The 17,872-nt window shown below is 61.2% G+C and carries 12 protein-coding genes; 9 read left to right on the top strand and 3 right to left on the bottom strand.

From position 1 onward, the window contains the following. Nucleotide 1: 1 nt before the first annotated feature. The 3 genes from JF539_RS11885 to JF539_RS11875 all read right to left on the bottom strand — a co-directional run bounded on the left by JF539_RS11885 (nucleotide 2) and on the right by JF539_RS11875 (nucleotide 4,128). Nucleotides 2-994, bottom strand: coding sequence for an ABC transporter permease (locus JF539_RS11885; protein WP_209017104.1), 993 nt, complete (start codon nucleotides 992-994; stop codon nucleotides 2-4). 68 nt (nucleotides 995-1,062) lie between these two features. Next, nucleotides 1,063-3,117, bottom strand: coding sequence for an ABC transporter substrate-binding protein (locus JF539_RS11880; protein ID WP_207140608.1), 2,055 nt, complete (start codon nucleotides 3,115-3,117; stop codon nucleotides 1,063-1,065). Nucleotides 3,118-3,234: 117 nt separating this feature from the next. Then, nucleotides 3,235-4,128: a LysR family transcriptional regulator gene (locus JF539_RS11875; RefSeq protein ID WP_207140607.1), complete on the bottom strand. Its 894-nt coding sequence runs from the start codon at nucleotides 4,126-4,128 to the stop codon at nucleotides 3,235-3,237. Nucleotides 4,129-4,287: 159 nt separating this feature from the next. Between JF539_RS11875 and JF539_RS11870 the strand changes: the two genes are divergently transcribed. The 9 genes from JF539_RS11870 (at nucleotide 4,288) to cysG (ending at nucleotide 17,811) form a co-directional block, all read left to right on the top strand. Further along, nucleotides 4,288-4,875 (top strand): ANTAR domain-containing response regulator, encoded by a 588-nt coding sequence (locus JF539_RS11870; RefSeq protein ID WP_207140606.1) that lies wholly within the window; start codon nucleotides 4,288-4,290, stop codon nucleotides 4,873-4,875. Between the two features lie 61 nt (nucleotides 4,876-4,936). Then, complete coding sequence (locus tag JF539_RS11865; RefSeq protein ID WP_207140605.1) at nucleotides 4,937-6,040, top strand: CmpA/NrtA family ABC transporter substrate-binding protein; 1,104 nt, start codon at nucleotides 4,937-4,939, stop codon at nucleotides 6,038-6,040. 383 nt (nucleotides 6,041-6,423) lie between these two features. Next, nucleotides 6,424-7,824 carry a CmpA/NrtA family ABC transporter substrate-binding protein gene (locus tag JF539_RS11860; protein WP_207140603.1) on the top strand — a complete coding sequence of 467 codons (1,401 nt, stop codon included), beginning with the start codon at nucleotides 6,424-6,426 and terminating at the stop codon, nucleotides 7,822-7,824. A gap of 93 nt (nucleotides 7,825-7,917) precedes the next feature. Beyond that, entirely contained in the window at nucleotides 7,918-9,000 is a 1,083-nt protein-coding gene (locus JF539_RS11855) for an ABC transporter permease (protein WP_207140602.1), read from the top strand. Nucleotides 9,001-9,010: 10 nt separating this feature from the next. Then, on the top strand, nucleotides 9,011-10,771 hold the full coding sequence (locus tag JF539_RS11850; RefSeq protein ID WP_207140601.1) for an ABC transporter ATP-binding protein: 1,761 nt from the start codon (nucleotides 9,011-9,013) through the stop codon (nucleotides 10,769-10,771). A gap of 17 nt (nucleotides 10,772-10,788) precedes the next feature. Then, the gene (gene nirB, locus JF539_RS11845; RefSeq protein ID WP_207140595.1) at nucleotides 10,789-13,242 is read left to right on the top strand and encodes a nitrite reductase large subunit NirB; all 2,454 of its coding nucleotides are present in this window, start codon (nucleotides 10,789-10,791) and stop codon (nucleotides 13,240-13,242) included. Continuing rightward, nucleotides 13,239-13,583 (top strand): nitrite reductase small subunit NirD, encoded by a 345-nt coding sequence (gene nirD, locus JF539_RS11840; protein WP_207140594.1) that lies wholly within the window; start codon nucleotides 13,239-13,241, stop codon nucleotides 13,581-13,583. Before nirB ends, nirD begins: the two co-directional genes overlap by 4 nt. A gap of 84 nt (nucleotides 13,584-13,667) precedes the next feature. Further along, nucleotides 13,668-16,355, top strand: a complete 2,688-nt coding sequence (locus JF539_RS11835; protein ID WP_207140593.1) for a nitrate reductase — start codon at nucleotides 13,668-13,670, stop codon at nucleotides 16,353-16,355. Next, nucleotides 16,327-17,811, top strand: coding sequence for a siroheme synthase CysG (gene cysG, locus JF539_RS11830; RefSeq protein ID WP_209017103.1), 1,485 nt, complete (start codon nucleotides 16,327-16,329; stop codon nucleotides 17,809-17,811). The genes JF539_RS11835 and cysG overlap by 29 nt, the downstream gene beginning before the upstream one ends. Nucleotides 17,812-17,872: the final 61 nt, after the last annotated feature.

The following is a 17,872-nucleotide window of genomic DNA, read 5'->3' as shown; positions in this document are numbered from 1 at the left end:
ATCAGGCCCCCAGTTTGATGCGCGGGTCGAGCCACGCCAGCAGAAGATCGGAAACGAAATTCATGAAAACGATGATGAAGGTCAGCAAGAGCAGGATCGCCCCGGCGACATACATGTCGAGATCGAGATAGGCCTTGAGCAGAAGTTCGCCGAGTTCGGTGAGGCCCAGTACGGCGGCGACGATGGGCAGTTCGGAAAAGATGCGGTTCACGTCGAAGCCTATGGTGGAGACGATCGGATTGATCGCGAGGCGCGCCGGATATTTCAGCAGAAGCTTTCCTTCCGGGACGCCGCGTGCACGGGCTGCCGTTACCGACAGGCGGTTCAGCTCGTCCGACATGGTCGCGCGCATCGTCTGGATCTGATAGGCGACAGCGGACCAGGCGAGGACGACGGCGGGCAGCCACAGGTGCTTGACGAGGTCCCAGAACTTGCCAAGCGACCAGGGAGCGTCCTGATAGCGGGTGGAAAACAGTCCGCCGATATCGGCCCCGAACCATTTGTTGGCGAAATAAAGCAGGATCAGAGCGAGCAGGAAGTTGGGCAGCGCCAGTCCGAGGTAGGAAAAGATGGTCAGCCCGTAATCGACCGCAGAACCGCGCTTGACGGCGGCGTAGATCCCGACAGGCACTGAAATCGCGTACGTCAGAAGAAGCGTCGTCAGGAGGATGCCGAGTGTCAGCCAGGCCTTGTCTCCGATGACTTTCACCACCGAGGTTTCGAAGGCGAAGGCCTGTCCGAAGTCGCCACGCAACACGATGCCGCCGATCCAGTCGAAATAGCGCAGCACCATTGGCTTATCGAGGCCAAGGTCGCTGCGGATCGCCGCGACATCGGCTTCCGTCACGCTGACCCCGGTGCCTGAAAACTTGCGGAAGGCATAGCGGTCGGCGTAATCGCCGGGCGGGATTTCCATGATGATGAAGACCATCACGGACACGAGGGCCATGGTGACAACCATGCCCGCAAGGCGTTCGAGCGTGAAGCGCAGCATCGGACCTCTCCCCGGCGTGAAATAAAGCACACCGGGGCGCGTGCGCCCCGGTGCCGTTCAAGAACGTCTTACTGTTCGAGCGACCACTGTTGCGGGCGGTACGGATAGGTCCAGTAGAAGTCGTAGGTCTTCGCCTTGATCGGCTTCACGTTTTTCAGGTCGTTGCGGTACATGAAGGGAGCGACGATGTCGCCGACCGTGCCGATCTTCAGCAGGTTGTCGACGTGGATCTGGGCGATTTCCTGGCCCAGCTTGTTGCTTTCCTCGGACCCCATTTCGACCTGAATGAACTTCTCCGACAGATCCCAAAGCTTCTTGATGTCCGCCGGAGGCTCGGTGCCTTCCGCGCCGTTGGATTCCTTCCAGGCGGCCCATTCGAAGCCCGTGCCCGGATTGAAGTAGTCGCCGAACGGCGGGATGAAGGCGGTGACGTCCTGGGAGATGGTCGGGCCGGCGTTGCCGTCATATTTCCAGGTGGTGACGTCGAGGTCGTTGTTGTTGCCGGCGGCGCGGTATTCGTCGGAGGTGACTTCCTTCAGGTCGACACGAACACCGGCAGCAGACCAGTAGTCGCGCACCAGTTCCATCATTTTCACCGGCACGCCCTGCGTGGAATAGACCATGCGCACAACGAGAGGTTTGCCGTCCGGACGCTCCAGCGTGCCGTCGCCGTCGCTGTCTTTCAGTCCCATTTCCGCAAGCAGGGCCTTGGCGGCGTCGACATCGTAGGCGATGTCCTTGTTCAGCATGTCCTGGGTGATGAAGGTGACCGTTTTTTGCTCAGCCGGAACGCCCTGCATCGGAGTGCCCTGGCCCAGATAGACGATCTCGTTGATCTCGTCGCGGTTCATGGCATGGGACATCGCCCGGTTGAAGCGGACGTCGGAGAAGATCTCCGCGAGGACTGGGTCCTTGTGGGTCCGGTTGAAGGAGAAGAAGACATTCTCGCCGAAGGTCGGAGCGAAGGAGACGGTGTAATTGCCCTTGGCTTCGTTCTCTTTCAGAAGCGGAAAGTCTTCCAGGAAGATTGCCTGCTGTTTCCAGACCACTTCGCCGTTCATGATCTTGAGGTTCTGGACTTCCTTGTCGCCGATATAGATTTCGGAGATCTCGGGAATGTAGGGCAGCTGGTTGCCGGCCGTGTCCACCATGTGGAAGTAGGGGTTGGCAACCAGTTTGCGGCCTTCGGACGATTCCTCCACGACGATGTGGCTTTCCAGCGTCGGCACGACCGCGCGACCGATCTTGGCGGCCTTGTCGCCATCTTTCAGAAGCGGCGAGGGGACGTCTTTCCAATCGGAGCCGCCATAGTAGAAGTCGACGGCGGCGGCTGCGTTTTCAAAGCCGTGTTCCTTGGCGAGCGCTTCGGCGTTCTCGTTGTATTTCGGCATGAACTGGCCGAGGAAGTGCTTCGGCTGGAACGGCTGGCCGTAGTCGGTGGCGAAGCGGTTCAAGATGCCTGGTGTCGGAACCGGGAAGGTGAATTTGACGGTGAGCGGGTCAAGGGCTTCCACCTTGACCTTTTCGCCGGCAAACAACCAGCGGCCGGGCGTTTTTTCGTAGACGTCCGGGTTCAGGATGATGTCGTTGTACCAAAAGGCGACGTCTTCAGCCGTGAAGGGTTCACCGTCGGACCACTTATGACCCTCGCGCAGGGTGATGGTGAGTTCGGTGTAGCCATCGTTCCAGGACCAGCCCTTGGCAACGTTCGGGACAACGGTCTGCAGGTCGTCGGCATAGCGAACGAAATTGACGTGGCGAACGGACAAAAGGTCGGAGGTGCCGGATTCCGTGCCCTTGGAAATTCCGGTCAGCACGCCGCCATAGGTGCCGATCTTGTCGTAAGGAGCAACAACCAGGGGCTCTGCCGGGAGGCGTTCGGCAACCTCGGAAAGCGCGCCGTTGCCTAGAATTCTACCGTTCAGGCCGTTGATGTCAGGGTTCTGGTTGAAGGTCAGAGCGCAGGACGCCTTTTCTTCAAACTCGGCCAATTCGAATTGCTGCGGATAGTCGGCGGTGAGGCCTTTCATGTCGGCAACTGTGACTGACGGGCAGTTGGCCAGGGCAGGCGACGCCAGAACAGCCAGGGCTGCGCCGGACAGAAGAAGGGACTTGAAGGTCATGCTTGGCTCCTCGACGGAAAAATGTGCGAGGCCCTAAAGACGCTTCGTTCTTAACAGTATGATGAAATTCTCAAATGTATAATTTCAAATTATGGAATGCGCGGTGACATGGAACTGTCAAAGAGCATGCAGGCCTTCCCGAAACGCTTCCACGGCGGCGACCTTTTCCATGTCCTTTTGCCAGACAGCATAATGATTTGCCTTCAGGGAGGGATCGTCGATCTGAATGGGCACTATTCCGTCCCGTTCGGTGATCTCCGCCTCCATGGCGATACCGACGCCGACACCCGAGCGGATCAGTGTGGCGATCGATCCCCAGGACCCAAGCGCCAGGACGGTTCGCGGCTTGATGCCGGCAACCGTGGCGGCCGCTTCGAAAATCTTGCGCGTTCCGGAAGAGCCTTCCCGCTGCAGAATGGAGAGACTGGCGATGTCGTCCCAGGTGGCCTTGCCTTTCCCGACGAGGGGGTGGTCCGGAAGGGCGGCTATCACGATCCGGGATTGTACCATTAGTTCGCCGTCGAGGCCGGCGGGAATTTCCCGGCTGGTGATGAACCCGATATCGATCTCGCCGTTTTCGAACAGGCCGAGAATATCCAGTGTGGCGAGCGCCCGGGCTTCGATGGTGATTTCCGGGTGCATGGACATGAAGGCTGAGATCCTGGGGATCGCGAGCTGATAGGTTGAGTAGCCGATCCTGAGTTCGCCGGAGGCAAGCGCCTGCGTTTGAGACAGTTCCGTTTCCAGATCCCTGGTAAGAGCCAGAACGGCCCGGATCTTCGGCAACAGGCTTTGAAGGGTTGGCGTCGCCGACACCGAATAGCCGGACTTGGCCAGAAGCTTGGTTTTGAATCGGGTCTCCAGGCCTTGCACGTGGTTTGAGATGGACGGTTGCGATACGCCGATTTCCTTCGCCGCCGCGGAAAAACTGCCCGTGCGAACAACAGCTTCCAGGGCGCGCAGTTGACCAAGGCTTAAAGTGTTCTTGAGGCGGCCGGTCTGCTTTTCCATAGGGGTTCCGTCTTTCCGGTCAGGATCGGTGCGCATCTTTCTTGGGGAAGGGGATACTGTCCAGTGCCGAATTGCCGCTTGAGGCAAAGAGTGCCGGCTGCGGTTGCTGCGCCGCAGCATAAATGTTGCATAACAAATGGCTCTGCGCATAATGGCGGCATGAGCGGCGGGCTTTCGATACTGGTCATAGACGACAACAAGATCCGGGCGTCCATCATCGAGCAGGGATTGCGCGATGCGGGGCACGAGCGGGTTATTCTTGTCCATCAGATGGAAGGACTCGTCCGGCAGATCGCGGATATCAATCCGGATGTGATCGTCATCGATCTGGAAAACCCCAACCGTGACCAGCTTGAGCACATGTTCCAGGTCTCGAGGGCCGTGCGCCGTCCGATCGCGATGTTTGTCGACAAGTCGGACAGCCATTCCATCGAAGCCGCCGTCGACGCGGGTGTTTCGGCCTATATCGTCGACGGCTTGAAGCGGGAGAGGGTGAAACCGATCCTCGATATGGCAATCAGCCGGTTCCGGGCATTCTCGAAGCTGGCGGAAGAACTCGAGGAAGCCCGAACCGAACTTGCCGACCGCAAGACCGTCGACCGGGCCAAGGGCATTCTCATGAAATCCAAGGGGCTGAGCGAACAGGAAGCCTACGACCTTCTGCGGCGGACGGCCATGAACCAGAACCGCAAGATCATCGACGTCGCACAGAGCCTGGTGATCGCGAGCGGTCTCCTGGGAGAATAATGATGACAACAAGGACATGCACCGGTCGGGGAGGAGCGGCCTGTCAGGAGACCGGAGGACAATGGACACTCAACTGAAACCGGTCATTGCCGGGTATATTCCCCTGCTTGACAGCGCGGTGCTTGTCGCCGCTTCCCGAATGGGCTTCGCGGAGCGGGAAGGCATCGCCTTGAAGCTGGTCCGGGAAACGTCCTGGGCGAATATCCGCGACCGTATCGCGGTCGGGCATTTCGATGTCGCGCACATGCTCGCGCCGATGCCTATCGCCGCCAGTCTGAACCTGACGAGCCTGGCCGTGCCGACCCTGGCGCCCATGCTGCTTGGGCTCGGCGGCAACGCCATCACCGTATCGGCCGCCCTCTGGGCAGGAATGGCTTCTGCCGGGGCGGACGCCGGCGGAGATCCCGCGTCAACCGGCGCTGCGCTGGCAAAGGTGATTCAGGAGCGGAGAAGCAAGGGGCATGCTCCTTTGCGGTTCGGCGTGGTTCACCCGTTTTCCTGTCATGCCTATGAGTTGCGCTACTGGCTGGCCGCCGCCGGCATCGATCCCGACGATGACGTGGAGCTCAATGTTCTTGCTCCGCAGCTTATGGCGGATGCGCTGGCAGAGAGCCAACTCGACGGATATTGCGTCGGTGAGCCCTGGAACACGGCGGCTGTGGTGGCGGGGACGGGCCGAATTGCGACCTACAAACAGGCGATCTGGCCCGACAGCCCGGAGAAGGTACTCGGCGTGACCCGGAAATGGGCGGAGACGCAACCGGACGTTCTGGCCGCGCTTCTCAGGGCGCTGTCGGCGGCAGCCGACTGGTGTGCCGACGTGGGCAACGCGGAGACGCTCGCCGAACTCCTTTCCGGACCCGACTACCTGGCCTGCCCGATCGAGATCTGCCGGCCGGCCCTGACCGGTCAAATGCGGTTCGGCAAGAACACAACCAGACTGATCTCCGATTTCCTCACCTTCACCGGCGGGGCGAAGGCGGCCCCCGCGGGAGCCTACGGCGATTGGCTCTTCGAGCAAATGGTCAGGTGGGGCCAGGCCAGCCCGTCCGAGGATGCCAGGTCAGAGGTGCGGAAGGTGTTTTCGCCGTCGATCTACCGGTCGGCCCTGGCTCTGACCGACGCATTGTCGGAGCCGGCTTTCCGCCTCTTTGACGACGTCTGAAACCCGCCGGGAGCATGAGGAAGCAACGTTTTTTCGGTCACCTGGATGACGTTGCGTTGCACAAAAAAAGCTCAATTGCCTTCTGATTGGGCCAACATAGTGTGCAGACTGGTGTGACAGCTAAATTTCAGAATTTTTCTAAAGTGCTGAAATTATTAAAAGAAGTATAAATATTCTAAACTGGCACGCTTCGTGCTTTCGATATTTTGTGGCCAACGTCGGCCTACGAGATACCGCACCCATTGCCGGGTGCTCAGGCAAAGCCGCCGATCTGACTTGCATGGTTCTCCTCCCATACATGCAGGGTCAGCTCGGCGGCTTTTTTGTTTTGCCCCCCTGCCAGGGATGATGGCACGGGACAATAGAGGGAACAGGACGTGACAATGGCAAAGACCTTTAAAGTGACCCGCAGAACCGCACTTGGCGCCTTGATGGCCGCAACCGCTTTGATGCCTGCTTCCAGCGCCTTTGCGGAAATGCTGGATGTCGAGAAGGACGAGCTGACCTTCGGTTTCATCAAGCTGACCGACATGGCGCCGCTCGCCGTTGCCTATGAACTCGGTTATTTCGAGGAAGAGGGGCTGTTCGTTACGCTCGAGCCGCAGGCAAACTGGAAGGTGCTGCTCGACCGGGTGATCACCGGCGAGCTCGACGGCGCGCATATGCTTGCCGGTCAGCCGCTGGCCGCGACCATCGGGTTCGGCACCAAGGCGCATATCGTGACGCCCTTCTCGATGGATCTGAACGGCAACGGCATTACCGTTTCCAACGACATCTGGGAAATGATGAAGCCGCACCTGGAAATGCAGGACGACGGCAAGCCGGTGCATCCGATCAAGGCCACCGCTCTGAAGCCGGTCGTCGAGAAGTTCAAGGCCGACGGCAAGCCGTTCAACATGGGCATGGTTTTCCCGGTTTCGACGCATAACTACGAACTGCGCTACTGGCTCGCCTCCGGCGACATTCATCCGGGCTTTTATTCCGACACGGACATTTCCGGTCAGATCAAGGCAGACGCGCTTCTGTCCGTGACGCCGCCGCCGCAGATGCCGGCAACGCTGGAAGCAGGTACCATCTACGGCTATTGCGTGGGCGAGCCCTGGAACCAGCAGGCTGTATTCAAGGGCATCGGCGTTCCGGTTATCACCGACTATGAGATATGGAAGAACAACCCGGAAAAAGTCTTCGGTCTGACCAAGGAATTCACCGAGGAATATCCGAACACCACGCTTGCCATCACCAAGGCGCTGATCCGCGCGGCAAAGTGGCTCGACGAGAATGACAACGCCAACCGCATGGAAGCGGTCGAGATCCTGTCGCGCTCCGAATATGTCGGGGCAGACGCGGAGGTGATCGCCAACTCCATGACCGGGACCTTCGAATACGAGAAGGGCGACAAACGCGACGTTCCGGACTTCAACGTCTTCTACCGCTACTTCGCGACATACCCTTACTACTCCGACGCCGTCTGGTATCTCACCCAGATGCGCCGCTGGGGTCAGATCGGCGAATACAAGCCCGACAGCTGGTACGACGAAGTGGCCAAATCCGTCTATCGCCCGGACATCTATCTCAAGGCCGCCGAGATGCTGGTCGAGGAAGGCCATGTGGCCAAGGAAGACTTCCCGTGGGATTCCGACGGTTACCGCGCTCCGACGCCGGCCGGCGACATCATCGACGGTGTTGCATATGACGGCAAGCAGCCCAACGCCTACATCGACAGCCTGCCGATCGGCTTGAAAGGCAAGCAGGTCGTGAATGGCAGCGAGGTCGTCGGCGGTTAATTCCGCTCGATCGGAGCGGCGGAGGCAGCCCCGCCGCTCCCTTTTTCCAATAGCTACACGAAGCACCAGATTTTCGAGCCAAGGAACATCGAGATGGCCAATGTTGAGACCGCCGGCGGTCAGGACCTTGCACGGACCGCGCGCCGGGAGAAACTATTCACACGCATCAACAAAGCCGCCGGCTGGCTGGACGCATTGGGTCTGTCCTGGAGCGTGCCACTTCTGAAAATCGCCGCGGGCGACAGCCCGAAGGAACAGCTTGGCGAACTCAAGCGGGTGCTTTTGATCCCGCTCCTGGGCATTGCCGCCTTCCTGGTGCTTTGGGGAGTGCTGGCGCCTCAGGTTCAGACCTCGCTCGGCGCCGTGCCGGGGCCCGCTCAGGTCTGGTCACAGACGCTCAACCTGTGGGACGATCACGTTCGCGAGCGTGAGAAGGCCGCTGCCTTCTACGAGCGTCAGGACAAGCGCAATGCCAAATACGAGGCGGAGGGCAAGACCGACAAGATCAAGTGGCGGAGCTACACGGGCAAGCCGACCTATATCGATCAGATCGGTACGTCCCTGAAGACCGTCGGTCTCGGCTTCCTGATCGCGACGATCATCGCCGTGCCGCTCGGGATCGCCTCCGGCCTGTCGCGGACCTTCAACGGCGCGATCAACCCGCTGATCCAGATCTTCAAGCCGGTCTCGCCGCTGGCCTGGTTGCCGATCGTCACCATGATCGTCTCGGCGACCTATGCCAACCCGGTCGACTGGCTGTCCAAGTCCCTGCTGATCTCGGCCGTCACCGTGACGCTCTGCTCCATGTGGCCGACCCTGATCAACACGGCGCTGGGCGTGGCCTCCGTCGACAAGGATCTGATGAACGTCGGCCGGGTGCTGCAACTGCCGACCTGGAAGACCATCACCAAGCTGGTCCTGCCGTCGTCGCTGCCGCTGATCTTTACCGGTCTGCGCCTGTCGCTCGGTGTGGGCTGGATGGTGCTGATCGCCGCGGAGATGCTGGCGCAGAACCCGGGTCTCGGAAAATTCGTCTGGGACGAGTTCCAGAACGGGTCCTCCCAATCGCTTGCGAAAATCATGGTCGCCGTTCTGACCATCGGCATCATCGGCTTCATGCTCGACCGGCTGATGTTCGCCCTGCAGCGCGCCTTCACGTTCAGCGCGAACCGTTAAGGAGACGGATATGTCCTTTCTGGAAATCTCCGGCGTCTCCAAGTCCTACGGCGAAGGCGCCAACCGGACCGACGTGCTGGACAACATCAACCTGAAAGTGGACGAGGGCGAGTTCATCGCCATCGTCGGCTTCTCGGGAACCGGCAAAACCACCCTGATCTCCCTTCTGGCGGGCCTGATTGAGGCCGATACCGGGGGGATCATTTTCAAGGGCAAGGAAATCGACGGGCCGCATCCGGACCGGGGCGTGGTGTTCCAGTCCTATTCCCTGATGCCCTGGCTTTCGGTCGCGGGCAATGTGGCACTGGCGGTGGACACCGTCTTCAAGAAAAAGAGCGCTTCCGAGCGCAAGGCCATCTGCGACAAGTATATCGAGATGGTCAGGCTCGGCCACGCCAAGGACCGCAAGCCCGCGGAACTGTCCGGCGGAATGCGCCAGCGCGTTGCCGTGGCAAGGGCGCTTGCGATGCGGCCGGAACTGCTGCTGCTCGACGAACCGCTGTCGGCGCTGGACGCCTTGACCCGGTCCAAGCTTCAGGACGAGTTCGCCGCGATCTGCGAGCAGGAGAAGAAGACCATCGTTCTCATTACCAACGATGTGGACGAGGCGATCCTGCTGGCGGACCGGATCGTTCCCCTGAAACCGGGAACGCCGGCGACGCTCGGACCGGAATTCAAGGTTCCCTTCAAGCGCCCGCGTGACCGGGGCGAACTCAACCACGATGACGACTTCATCCGTCTGCGTGCGGAAGTGACCGAATTTCTCATGGAAGCCGGTGCGGAGCGCGGTAGCGATCTTGAACGCGACATCGTTCTGCCTGACATCGTTCCGATCACCCAGCGACCGAAAAAGGGCGAAAAACTACCGGAGGCCTATCAGCGAGCGTCGGAATCCGTCACGCAGGACCGGTACCTGGAATTCTCGCAGCTCAAGAAGGTCTATCCGACACCCAAAGGCCCGCTGACGGTGGTCGATGGCTTCGAGCTGAAAATGAAGAAAGGGGAATTCATCACCCTGATCGGTCATTCGGGCTGCGGCAAGTCGACGGTTCTGTCCATGGTGGCCGGTCTCAACCCGATCACCGAAGGCACGATTGTTCTGGACGGCACCCATGTTACCCAGGCGGGGCCGGACCGGGCTGTTGTGTTCCAGGCGCCGAGCCTGATGCCCTGGCTGACCGCTTACGAGAACGTGGCTCTGGGTGTCGACAAGGTCTATCCCGATGCGTCAAAGGCCGAAAAACGCGACGTCATCGAATATTACCTGTCCAAGGTCGGTCTTGCGGACGCGATGGAAAAACCGGCGTCGGATCTGTCAAACGGCATGAAGCAGCGGGTCGGCATCGCCCGGGCCTTCGCGCTGTCGCCGAAGCTTCTTCTGCTCGACGAGCCGTTCGGGATGCTCGACAGTCTGACGCGCTGGGAACTTCAGGACGTGTTGATGGACGTCTGGAAACGGACCCAGGTTACGGCGGTTTGCGTCACCCACGATGTGGATGAGGCCATCCTGCTCGCCGACCGCGTCGTGATGATGTCGAACGGGCCGAATGCCCGCATCGGCAACATCATGGAAGTCGATCTGCCCCGGCCGCGCTCGCGCAAGGAACTGCTCGCCCACCCGGATTACTACGCGTACCGCGAAGAGCTTCTGGACTTTCTGGAAGCCTATGAGGGCGGCGCCGATCCGAGCGAGGAGCAACTCAAGTCGATTCAGGAAAAACGCGCAACCCGGATGGCAAGGCAAAAGGCCGCCATTCAGGCAGCTGAATGAAAGGAAGGGGGAGAGGCATGACCAAACAGAAGCTGGTAATCGTCGGCAACGGCATGGCGCCCGGCCGGATGCTGGAATTCCTGTTCGACAAGGACAAGGATGCTTACGACGTCACGATTTTCAACGCGGAACCCCGGGTCAACTACAACAGGCTGATGCTGTCTCCGGTCCTTTCCGGTGAAAAGACCTACGAAGACATCATCACTCATGGCGACGCCTGGTACGCCGAAAACGCCGTGACGCTGCACAAATCCGCGCGTGTCAGCGAAATCGACCGCGAGGCGAAGACGGTGACTTCCGAAAACGGGATCACGGCGCCTTATGACAAGCTGGTGATCGCGACCGGGTCCAATCCCTTCATCATTCCGCTTCCGGGCAAGGATCTGGACGGGGTTCTGACCTACCGGGATCTGGACGATGTCGAAAAGATGCTTGCGGCCGCCAAGCGCGGCGGACGGGCGGTTGTCATCGGTGGTGGTCTGCTCGGGCTGGAAGCGGCGGCCGGCCTGAAAATGCAGGGCATGGAGGTCACGGTCCTGCACCTGATGCCAACCCTGATGGAGCGTCAGCTCGACCCGTCCGCCGGTTTTCTTCTTGAGGAAGAGTTCAAGCGGCGCGGCATCGACGTGCGCACCAAGGCCAACAGCCACGAAATCGTCGATGACGGGACCGGCAAGGTCAGGGCCATCCGGCTCGATGACGGCACGGAGATCGAGGCGAGCATCGTCGTCATGGCGGTCGGTATCCGTCCTTCGGCCGATCTCGCCAAGGCGATCGGTCTGGAGACCAACCGGGGCGTTCTGGTTGGCGACGACATGCGCACGAGCGATCCGGACATATTCGCGCTGGGGGAATGCGTCGAGCACCAGGGCATGTGCTACGGCCTCGTCGCACCGCTCTACGAAATGGCCGGGGTGATTGCCGACAATCTGCTGGGTGAGACATCCGAGTACACCGGCTCGGTCACCGCGACAAAGCTGAAGGTGACCGGCGTCGATCTCTATTCGGCCGGCGACTTCGTGGAAGGCGACGACCGCGAGGAAATCGTGCTTCGGGATGCTTCAGCAGGCGTCTACAAGCGTCTGGTCCTGAAGGACAACAAGATCATCGGCGCCGTGCTCTACGGTGAGACCGCCGACGGTCCGTGGTTCTTCGATCTCCTGAAGAAGGGAACCGACGTCTCGGAGATGCGCGAGACACTGATTTTCGGCCAGGCCTACCAGGGGGGCGCCCCCCTGGACCCTACGGCGGCCGTTGCAGCCTTGCCGGATGATGCGGAAATCTGCGGCTGCAACGGCATTTGCAAGGGCAAGATCGTATCGGCGATCAAGGACAAGGGGCTGACGACGCTCGACGGCGTGCGCGCGCATACCAAGGCCTCCGCATCCTGCGGCACCTGCACCGGGCTGGTCGAACAGCTCATGCAGGTCACGCTGGGCGATGCCTACAACCCGGCGGCGGTGACGCCCATGTGCGGCTGCACGCATCTGGGGCACGACGAGGTGCGTCGGCTCATCAAGTCGAAGGAACTGAAAACCATTCCCTCCGTCATGCAGGAACTGGAATGGACCTCTTCCGGCGGCTGCGCCAAGTGCCGCCCGGCGCTGAACTACTATCTGGTTTCCGACTGGCCGGATGAGTACGCGGACGACTACCAGTCCCGGTTCATCAACGAGCGGGTTCACGCCAACATCCAGAAGGACGGTACCTATTCGGTGGTTCCACGCATGTGGGGCGGTCAGACCTCTTCCAAGGAACTGAGGGCGATCGCCGACGTGGTCGACAAGTTCAACATTCCGACGGTGAAGGTCACCGGCGGCCAGCGGATCGATATGCTCGGCATCAAGAAGGATGACCTTCCGGCTGTCTGGGCGGATCTCGGCGAGGCGGGTTTCGTGTCCGGACACGCCTATGCCAAGGGCCTGCGCACGGTGAAGACCTGTGTCGGTTCCGACTGGTGCCGGTTCGGCACGCAGGATTCCACCGGTCTCGGTGTGCGCCTGGAAAAATTCATGTGGGGCTCCTGGACGCCGGCAAAGGTGAAGCTGGCGGTCTCGGGCTGTCCGCGCAACTGCGCGGAAGCCACCTGCAAGGACGTCGGCGTTATCTGCGTGGACAGCGGCTTCGAGATCCATTTCGCCGGGGCCGCCGGCCTCGACATCAAGGGGACCGAGGTGCTGGGCCTGGTCAAGACCGAGGACGAGGCGCTCGAATACATCGTGGCGCTGGTCCAGATGTACCGCGAGCAGGGCCGGTACCTGGAGCGGATCTACAAGTGGGCCAAGCGTGTCGGCTACGACGAGGTCCGCCAGCAGATCATGGAAGATGCCGAAAAGCGCAAGGCCTATTTCGACCGCTTCGTCTTCTCCCAGAAATTCGCCCAGGTCGACCCCTGGACGGAGCGCGTCTCCGGCAAGGACAAGCATGAATTCAGGCCGATGGCGGTCCTGCAAGCGGAGGCGGCGGAATGAACGCGGAAACGAGAAACTGGGTCGAGATCGGCGATCTGACCGACATCCCGCGGGAAGGGGCACGTGTGGTGAAGACCAAGGCGGGTTGCATCGCGGTGTTCCGTACTGTCGACGATGCGGTATTCGCCCTGGATGACCGCTGTCCGCACAAGGGCGGGCCACTCAGCCAGGGCATCGTCCATGGCACTTCGGTGACCTGTCCGTTGCATAACTGGGTCTTCGATCTTTCAACCGGTGTTGCCAAAGGCGCGGACGAAGGCTCGGTGCCGGTTACGGCGGCAAGGGTTGAAGGCGGCAAAGTCCTTCTGGCCGCCGACGATCTCGCCCGCCGGGGCGAGTAGAGGCAGCATCCGTCCCCAATAGGATTCCATTGTCCGTTTCCGGACCGTTCACTCCCGGAAACCAAAGTCAAAGGATGGCAGAACATGACCGGTAAAACAGAAAAAACGGTCAGAACAACATGCCCCTACTGCGGCGTCGGCTGCGGCGTGCTTGCAACGCCGCACGCGGACGGTTCCGTTACTGTTGCAGGTGACCCCCATCACCCCTCCAACTTTGGCCGGCTTTGCTCCAAGGGCTCGGCGCTCGGCGAGACGCTTTCCCTGGACGACAGGCTGCTGTACCCGGAAATTTCCGGAAAGCGCAGCGACTGGGACACGGCCCTGGATCTTGTGGCGAAGCGGTTTTCGGACGCTGTCGCGGAGCATGGTCCGGACAGCGTGGCCTTTTATGTTTCCGGACAGATCCTGACGGAAGATTATTACGCCGCCAACAAGCTGATGAAGGGCTATATCGGTTCGGCCAATATAGACACCAATTCCCGCCTGTGCATGGCGTCCTCGGTCGCCGGGCATCGCAGGGCCTTCGGGACCGATACGGTGCCGGGAACCTATGAAGATCTCGAACAGGCGGATCTGGTTGTTCTGGTCGGCTCGAACCTCGCCTGGTGCCATCCGGTTGTCTTTCAGCGCCTGGAGGCGGCGAAGGCGGCCAACCCCGCGATGCGGGTCGTCGTGGTCGACCCGCGCCAGACGGCGACCTGCGCCATCGCCGATCTGCATCTGGCCCTGAAACCGGATACGGATGTGGCCCTCTTCAACGGATTGCTCGCATTCCTGGTCGAGGCCTATGCGACAAATGATCAATATATCAATTCATTCACGGAAGGATTTAAGGAAGCGGTTCAAGTAGCGGGGCCGTGTGAAATCGGCTTGATCGCGGAGAAGACCGGCCTGTCCCGACAGGACATCGCGCTGTTTTACAAGATGGTCCTGAAGACGGAAAAGACCGTCACGCTTTACAGCCAGGGGGTCAATCAGTCCGTTGTCGGTACCGACAAGGTCAACGCCATCATCAACACCCATCTGGCGACCGGGCGGATTGGCAGGCCGGGAATGGGACCGTTCTCCATCACTGGCCAACCCAATGCAATGGGGGGGCGGGAAGTCGGCGGGCTGGCCAACATGCTGGCCGCGCATATGGCCCTGGAAAATCCGCATCACCGACAGATCGTCCAGGAGTTCTGGAACAGTCCCGAAATGGCGAGTAAGCCGGGGCTGAAGGCTGTCGACCTGTTCAAGGAAATCAGGGCGGGCAAGATCAAGGCGCTGTGGATCATGGCAACGAGCCCGGTGGACAGTCTGCCGGATGCCGACAGCGTTGCCGAGGCGCTCGAAATCTGTCCCTTTGTTGCCGTCTCCGAAGTTACCCGCGCGGCCGATACGGTCCGCTATGCCGACGTTCTCTTGCCGGCGGCGGCCTGGGGAGAGAAGGACGGGACGGTCACCAATTCCGAGCGCCGGATATCCCGCCAGCGCTCCTTCCTCGACCTGCCTGGCGAAGTGCGTCCCGACTGGTGGCAGATCACGCAAGTGGCGCGGAAAATGGGCTTTGGCGCAGGCTTTGCCTATGAAGACCCCGCTGCTATCTTCCGGGAACATGCGGCGCTTTCCGACTACAAGAACGGCGGAACCCGCGATTTCGATATCGGGGCCTACCGGACTGTTTCCGGGACGACCTATGACGCGCTCGCTCCCTTCCAGTGGCCGCAGGAGTTCGGGACCGAGGCCAGGGAAACCCGGTTTTTCAGCAAGGGTGGTTTTTTCACCGAGGGCCGCAAGGGCCGCTTCGTGCCGGTTTCCTACCAGGCTCCCCGCAAACGCGAGCGGACCTATCCGTTCACCCTGAACACCGGCCGCATCCGGGATCAGTGGCACACCATGACCCGGACCGGCAAAACGCCGCGCCTGACGAGCCATATCGCGGAACCTTTCGCGGAACTCAACCCCGACGACGCGGCAAGGCTCGGAATTCAAGCGGCGGACCTCGTCGCTGTAAAAAGTCCTCATGGAGGGGTTGCGGTGCGGGCGCTGGTGACGGAGCGGGTCAAGCCCGGCGAGGTCTATGTGCCAATGCACTGGACCGACCAGTTCACGTCTCTCGGGCGGGTCGACGCGGTCGTGGCACCGGAAACGGACCCGCATTCCGGCCAGCCCGGATCGAAGTTCACGCCGGTATCGGTCACGAAACTGGAAATGGCCGTCTATGGCTTTGCCGTCCTGCGCAACCGGCCGGACGCGGTCCCTGCGGATTACTGGGCGATTGCGCCGGTTCCCGGCGGTTACCGCCTGGAGTTCGCGTGCCGGGAGACAGTCGACACCAACGTGCTTGCCGCCCGGCTGGCCGGGACGGGTGCGAACGACCGGTCGGGGATCGAAGACCCCGCAGCCGGCTGGAGCCGTCAGGCGTTCTGGAAGGACGACACCCTGCAGGCCGCCGTCTATTTTTCGAAAGAACCGGTCGAGGTCTCCCGTCAATGGGCCTGCGGACTGCTTACGGCCGGGGCGCTGACAAGTTGCCAGAGGTCTCAGGTCCTTGCGGGGCGGGCGCCTTCGGACCGGCCGGACCCGGGGGCGACCGTCTGCTCCTGTTTTCAAATCGGCTGCAACCAGATCGCCGCGGCCGCCAGGGAAGGTGCGACAACCGTCAAGGCGATCGGAGACGTTCTGGAGGCCGGGACGAATTGCGGCTCCTGCCGCTCGGAAATCCAGGCCCTGCTCGACGAGATCACCAAGGAAAACCCGAATGAGACAAAAATCGCGCAAGCCGGTTGAAGTCAGGAAGGATCGCCGTCCGGCCCGGGTCAGTGCTTTGGCGAGCCTGCCGCTGTTCTTTCCGCTGGAAGGCCGCAAGGTCTTGCTTGCGGGCGGAACGGACGCTGCGGCCTGGAAAGCGGAACTGATCGCTGCCGCCGGTGCCGAAGTACACGTCTATGCGGAGACCCTGGATCCGGTATTCGAAAGCCTGCTTGAAAAGGGGAGCGTCAAGGGACGATTTGTTCATCACGCGCATTCCTGGACGACCGGAAGTTTTGATGGTGTGGCGTTGGCGATCGCGGATGCCGAAACCGATGAGGAGGCGGAAGCCTTTGCCTCTTTGGCGCGCGGCATCGGCATTCCCGTCAATGTGATCGACAATCCGCCCTATTGCGACTTCCTGTTCGGCTCGATCGTCAACCGGTCGCCGGTGGTGGTCGGGATCTCGACCAACGGCGTCGCGCCGATACTGGGGCAGGCCATTCGCCGCAAGATCGAGACACTCCTTCCGGTAAGCCTGCAAGGCTGGGCGGAGCTTGCCGGACGGGTGCGGGGCAGCGTTCTGTCATTTCTCAACGCCGGGCTGGAGCGGCGGCGTTTCTGGGAACGCTTCTCCGATCTGGCCTTTTCCGGACGCTCCGCGCCCCAGGAGCTCGACGACGGTTTTGCGCAGACCCTTCTGGATAATGCCAGGACGAGAGCAAGCGGCCGCGTCACCCTGGTCGGGGCGGGGCCGGGCGACGCGGAGTATCTGACCTTGAAGGCGGTTCGCGCGCTTCAGTCCGCCGATGTCATCCTGTTCGACGACCTTGTGGACGACGCGGTGCTTGAACTGGCGCGGCGCGAGGCGAAGCGGCTTCTTGTCGGCAAGCGCGGGGGGCGGCAAAGCTGTCGCCAGGAGGACATCAACAACCTGATGGTCACACTCGCGCATCAGGGCAAGCATGTGGTTCGGCTGAAATCCGGCGATCCGATGATCTTCGGGCGCGGTGGCGAGGAACTGGACAGGTTGGCGCAGGAAGGCATCCCGGCAACCGTGGTTCCCGGCATCACGGCGGCTTCCGCCATGGCGGCACGGCTCGGCGTTTCCCTGACCCATCGCGACAAGGCCCAGTCCGTTCGCTTCGTCACCGGCCACTCCCGACATGGCGATCTGCCGGAGACGGTCGACTGGAAGGGGCTGACCGACCCGGCGACGACCACGGTATTCTACATGGGCGCGCGCATGGCCGGTCGGATCGGAGAGCGCCTGACCGGGGAGGGACTTTCACCCGATACGCCGGCGGTTGCCGTTTCGGGGATCGCCACGCCGGACGAGGCGCGCTGGTCGGGACCCTTGAGAGATCTGGAGGCCGGTGTCGCGGGGCTTGGCCTCGAACGGCCTGTTCTGATCGCCCTCGGCACCGTCTTCTCCCGGAAAGTCGCCGAATCCCTGCCGGAGGACGAGCGCCGGATGTTGCGCCAAGCCGGCTGACGCGTTTACGAACATTCAAACCCGACAAGAGGTTCCCCATGTCGAATGGGGGATCGACCCC

The organism is Roseibium aggregatum, from assembly GCF_017309185.1.
GTDB lineage: Bacteria > Pseudomonadota > Alphaproteobacteria > Rhizobiales > Stappiaceae > Roseibium > Roseibium aggregatum_B.
Note: the sequence above shows the minus strand (reverse complement) of the source record. Positions and strands in the feature narration are given on the sequence as shown.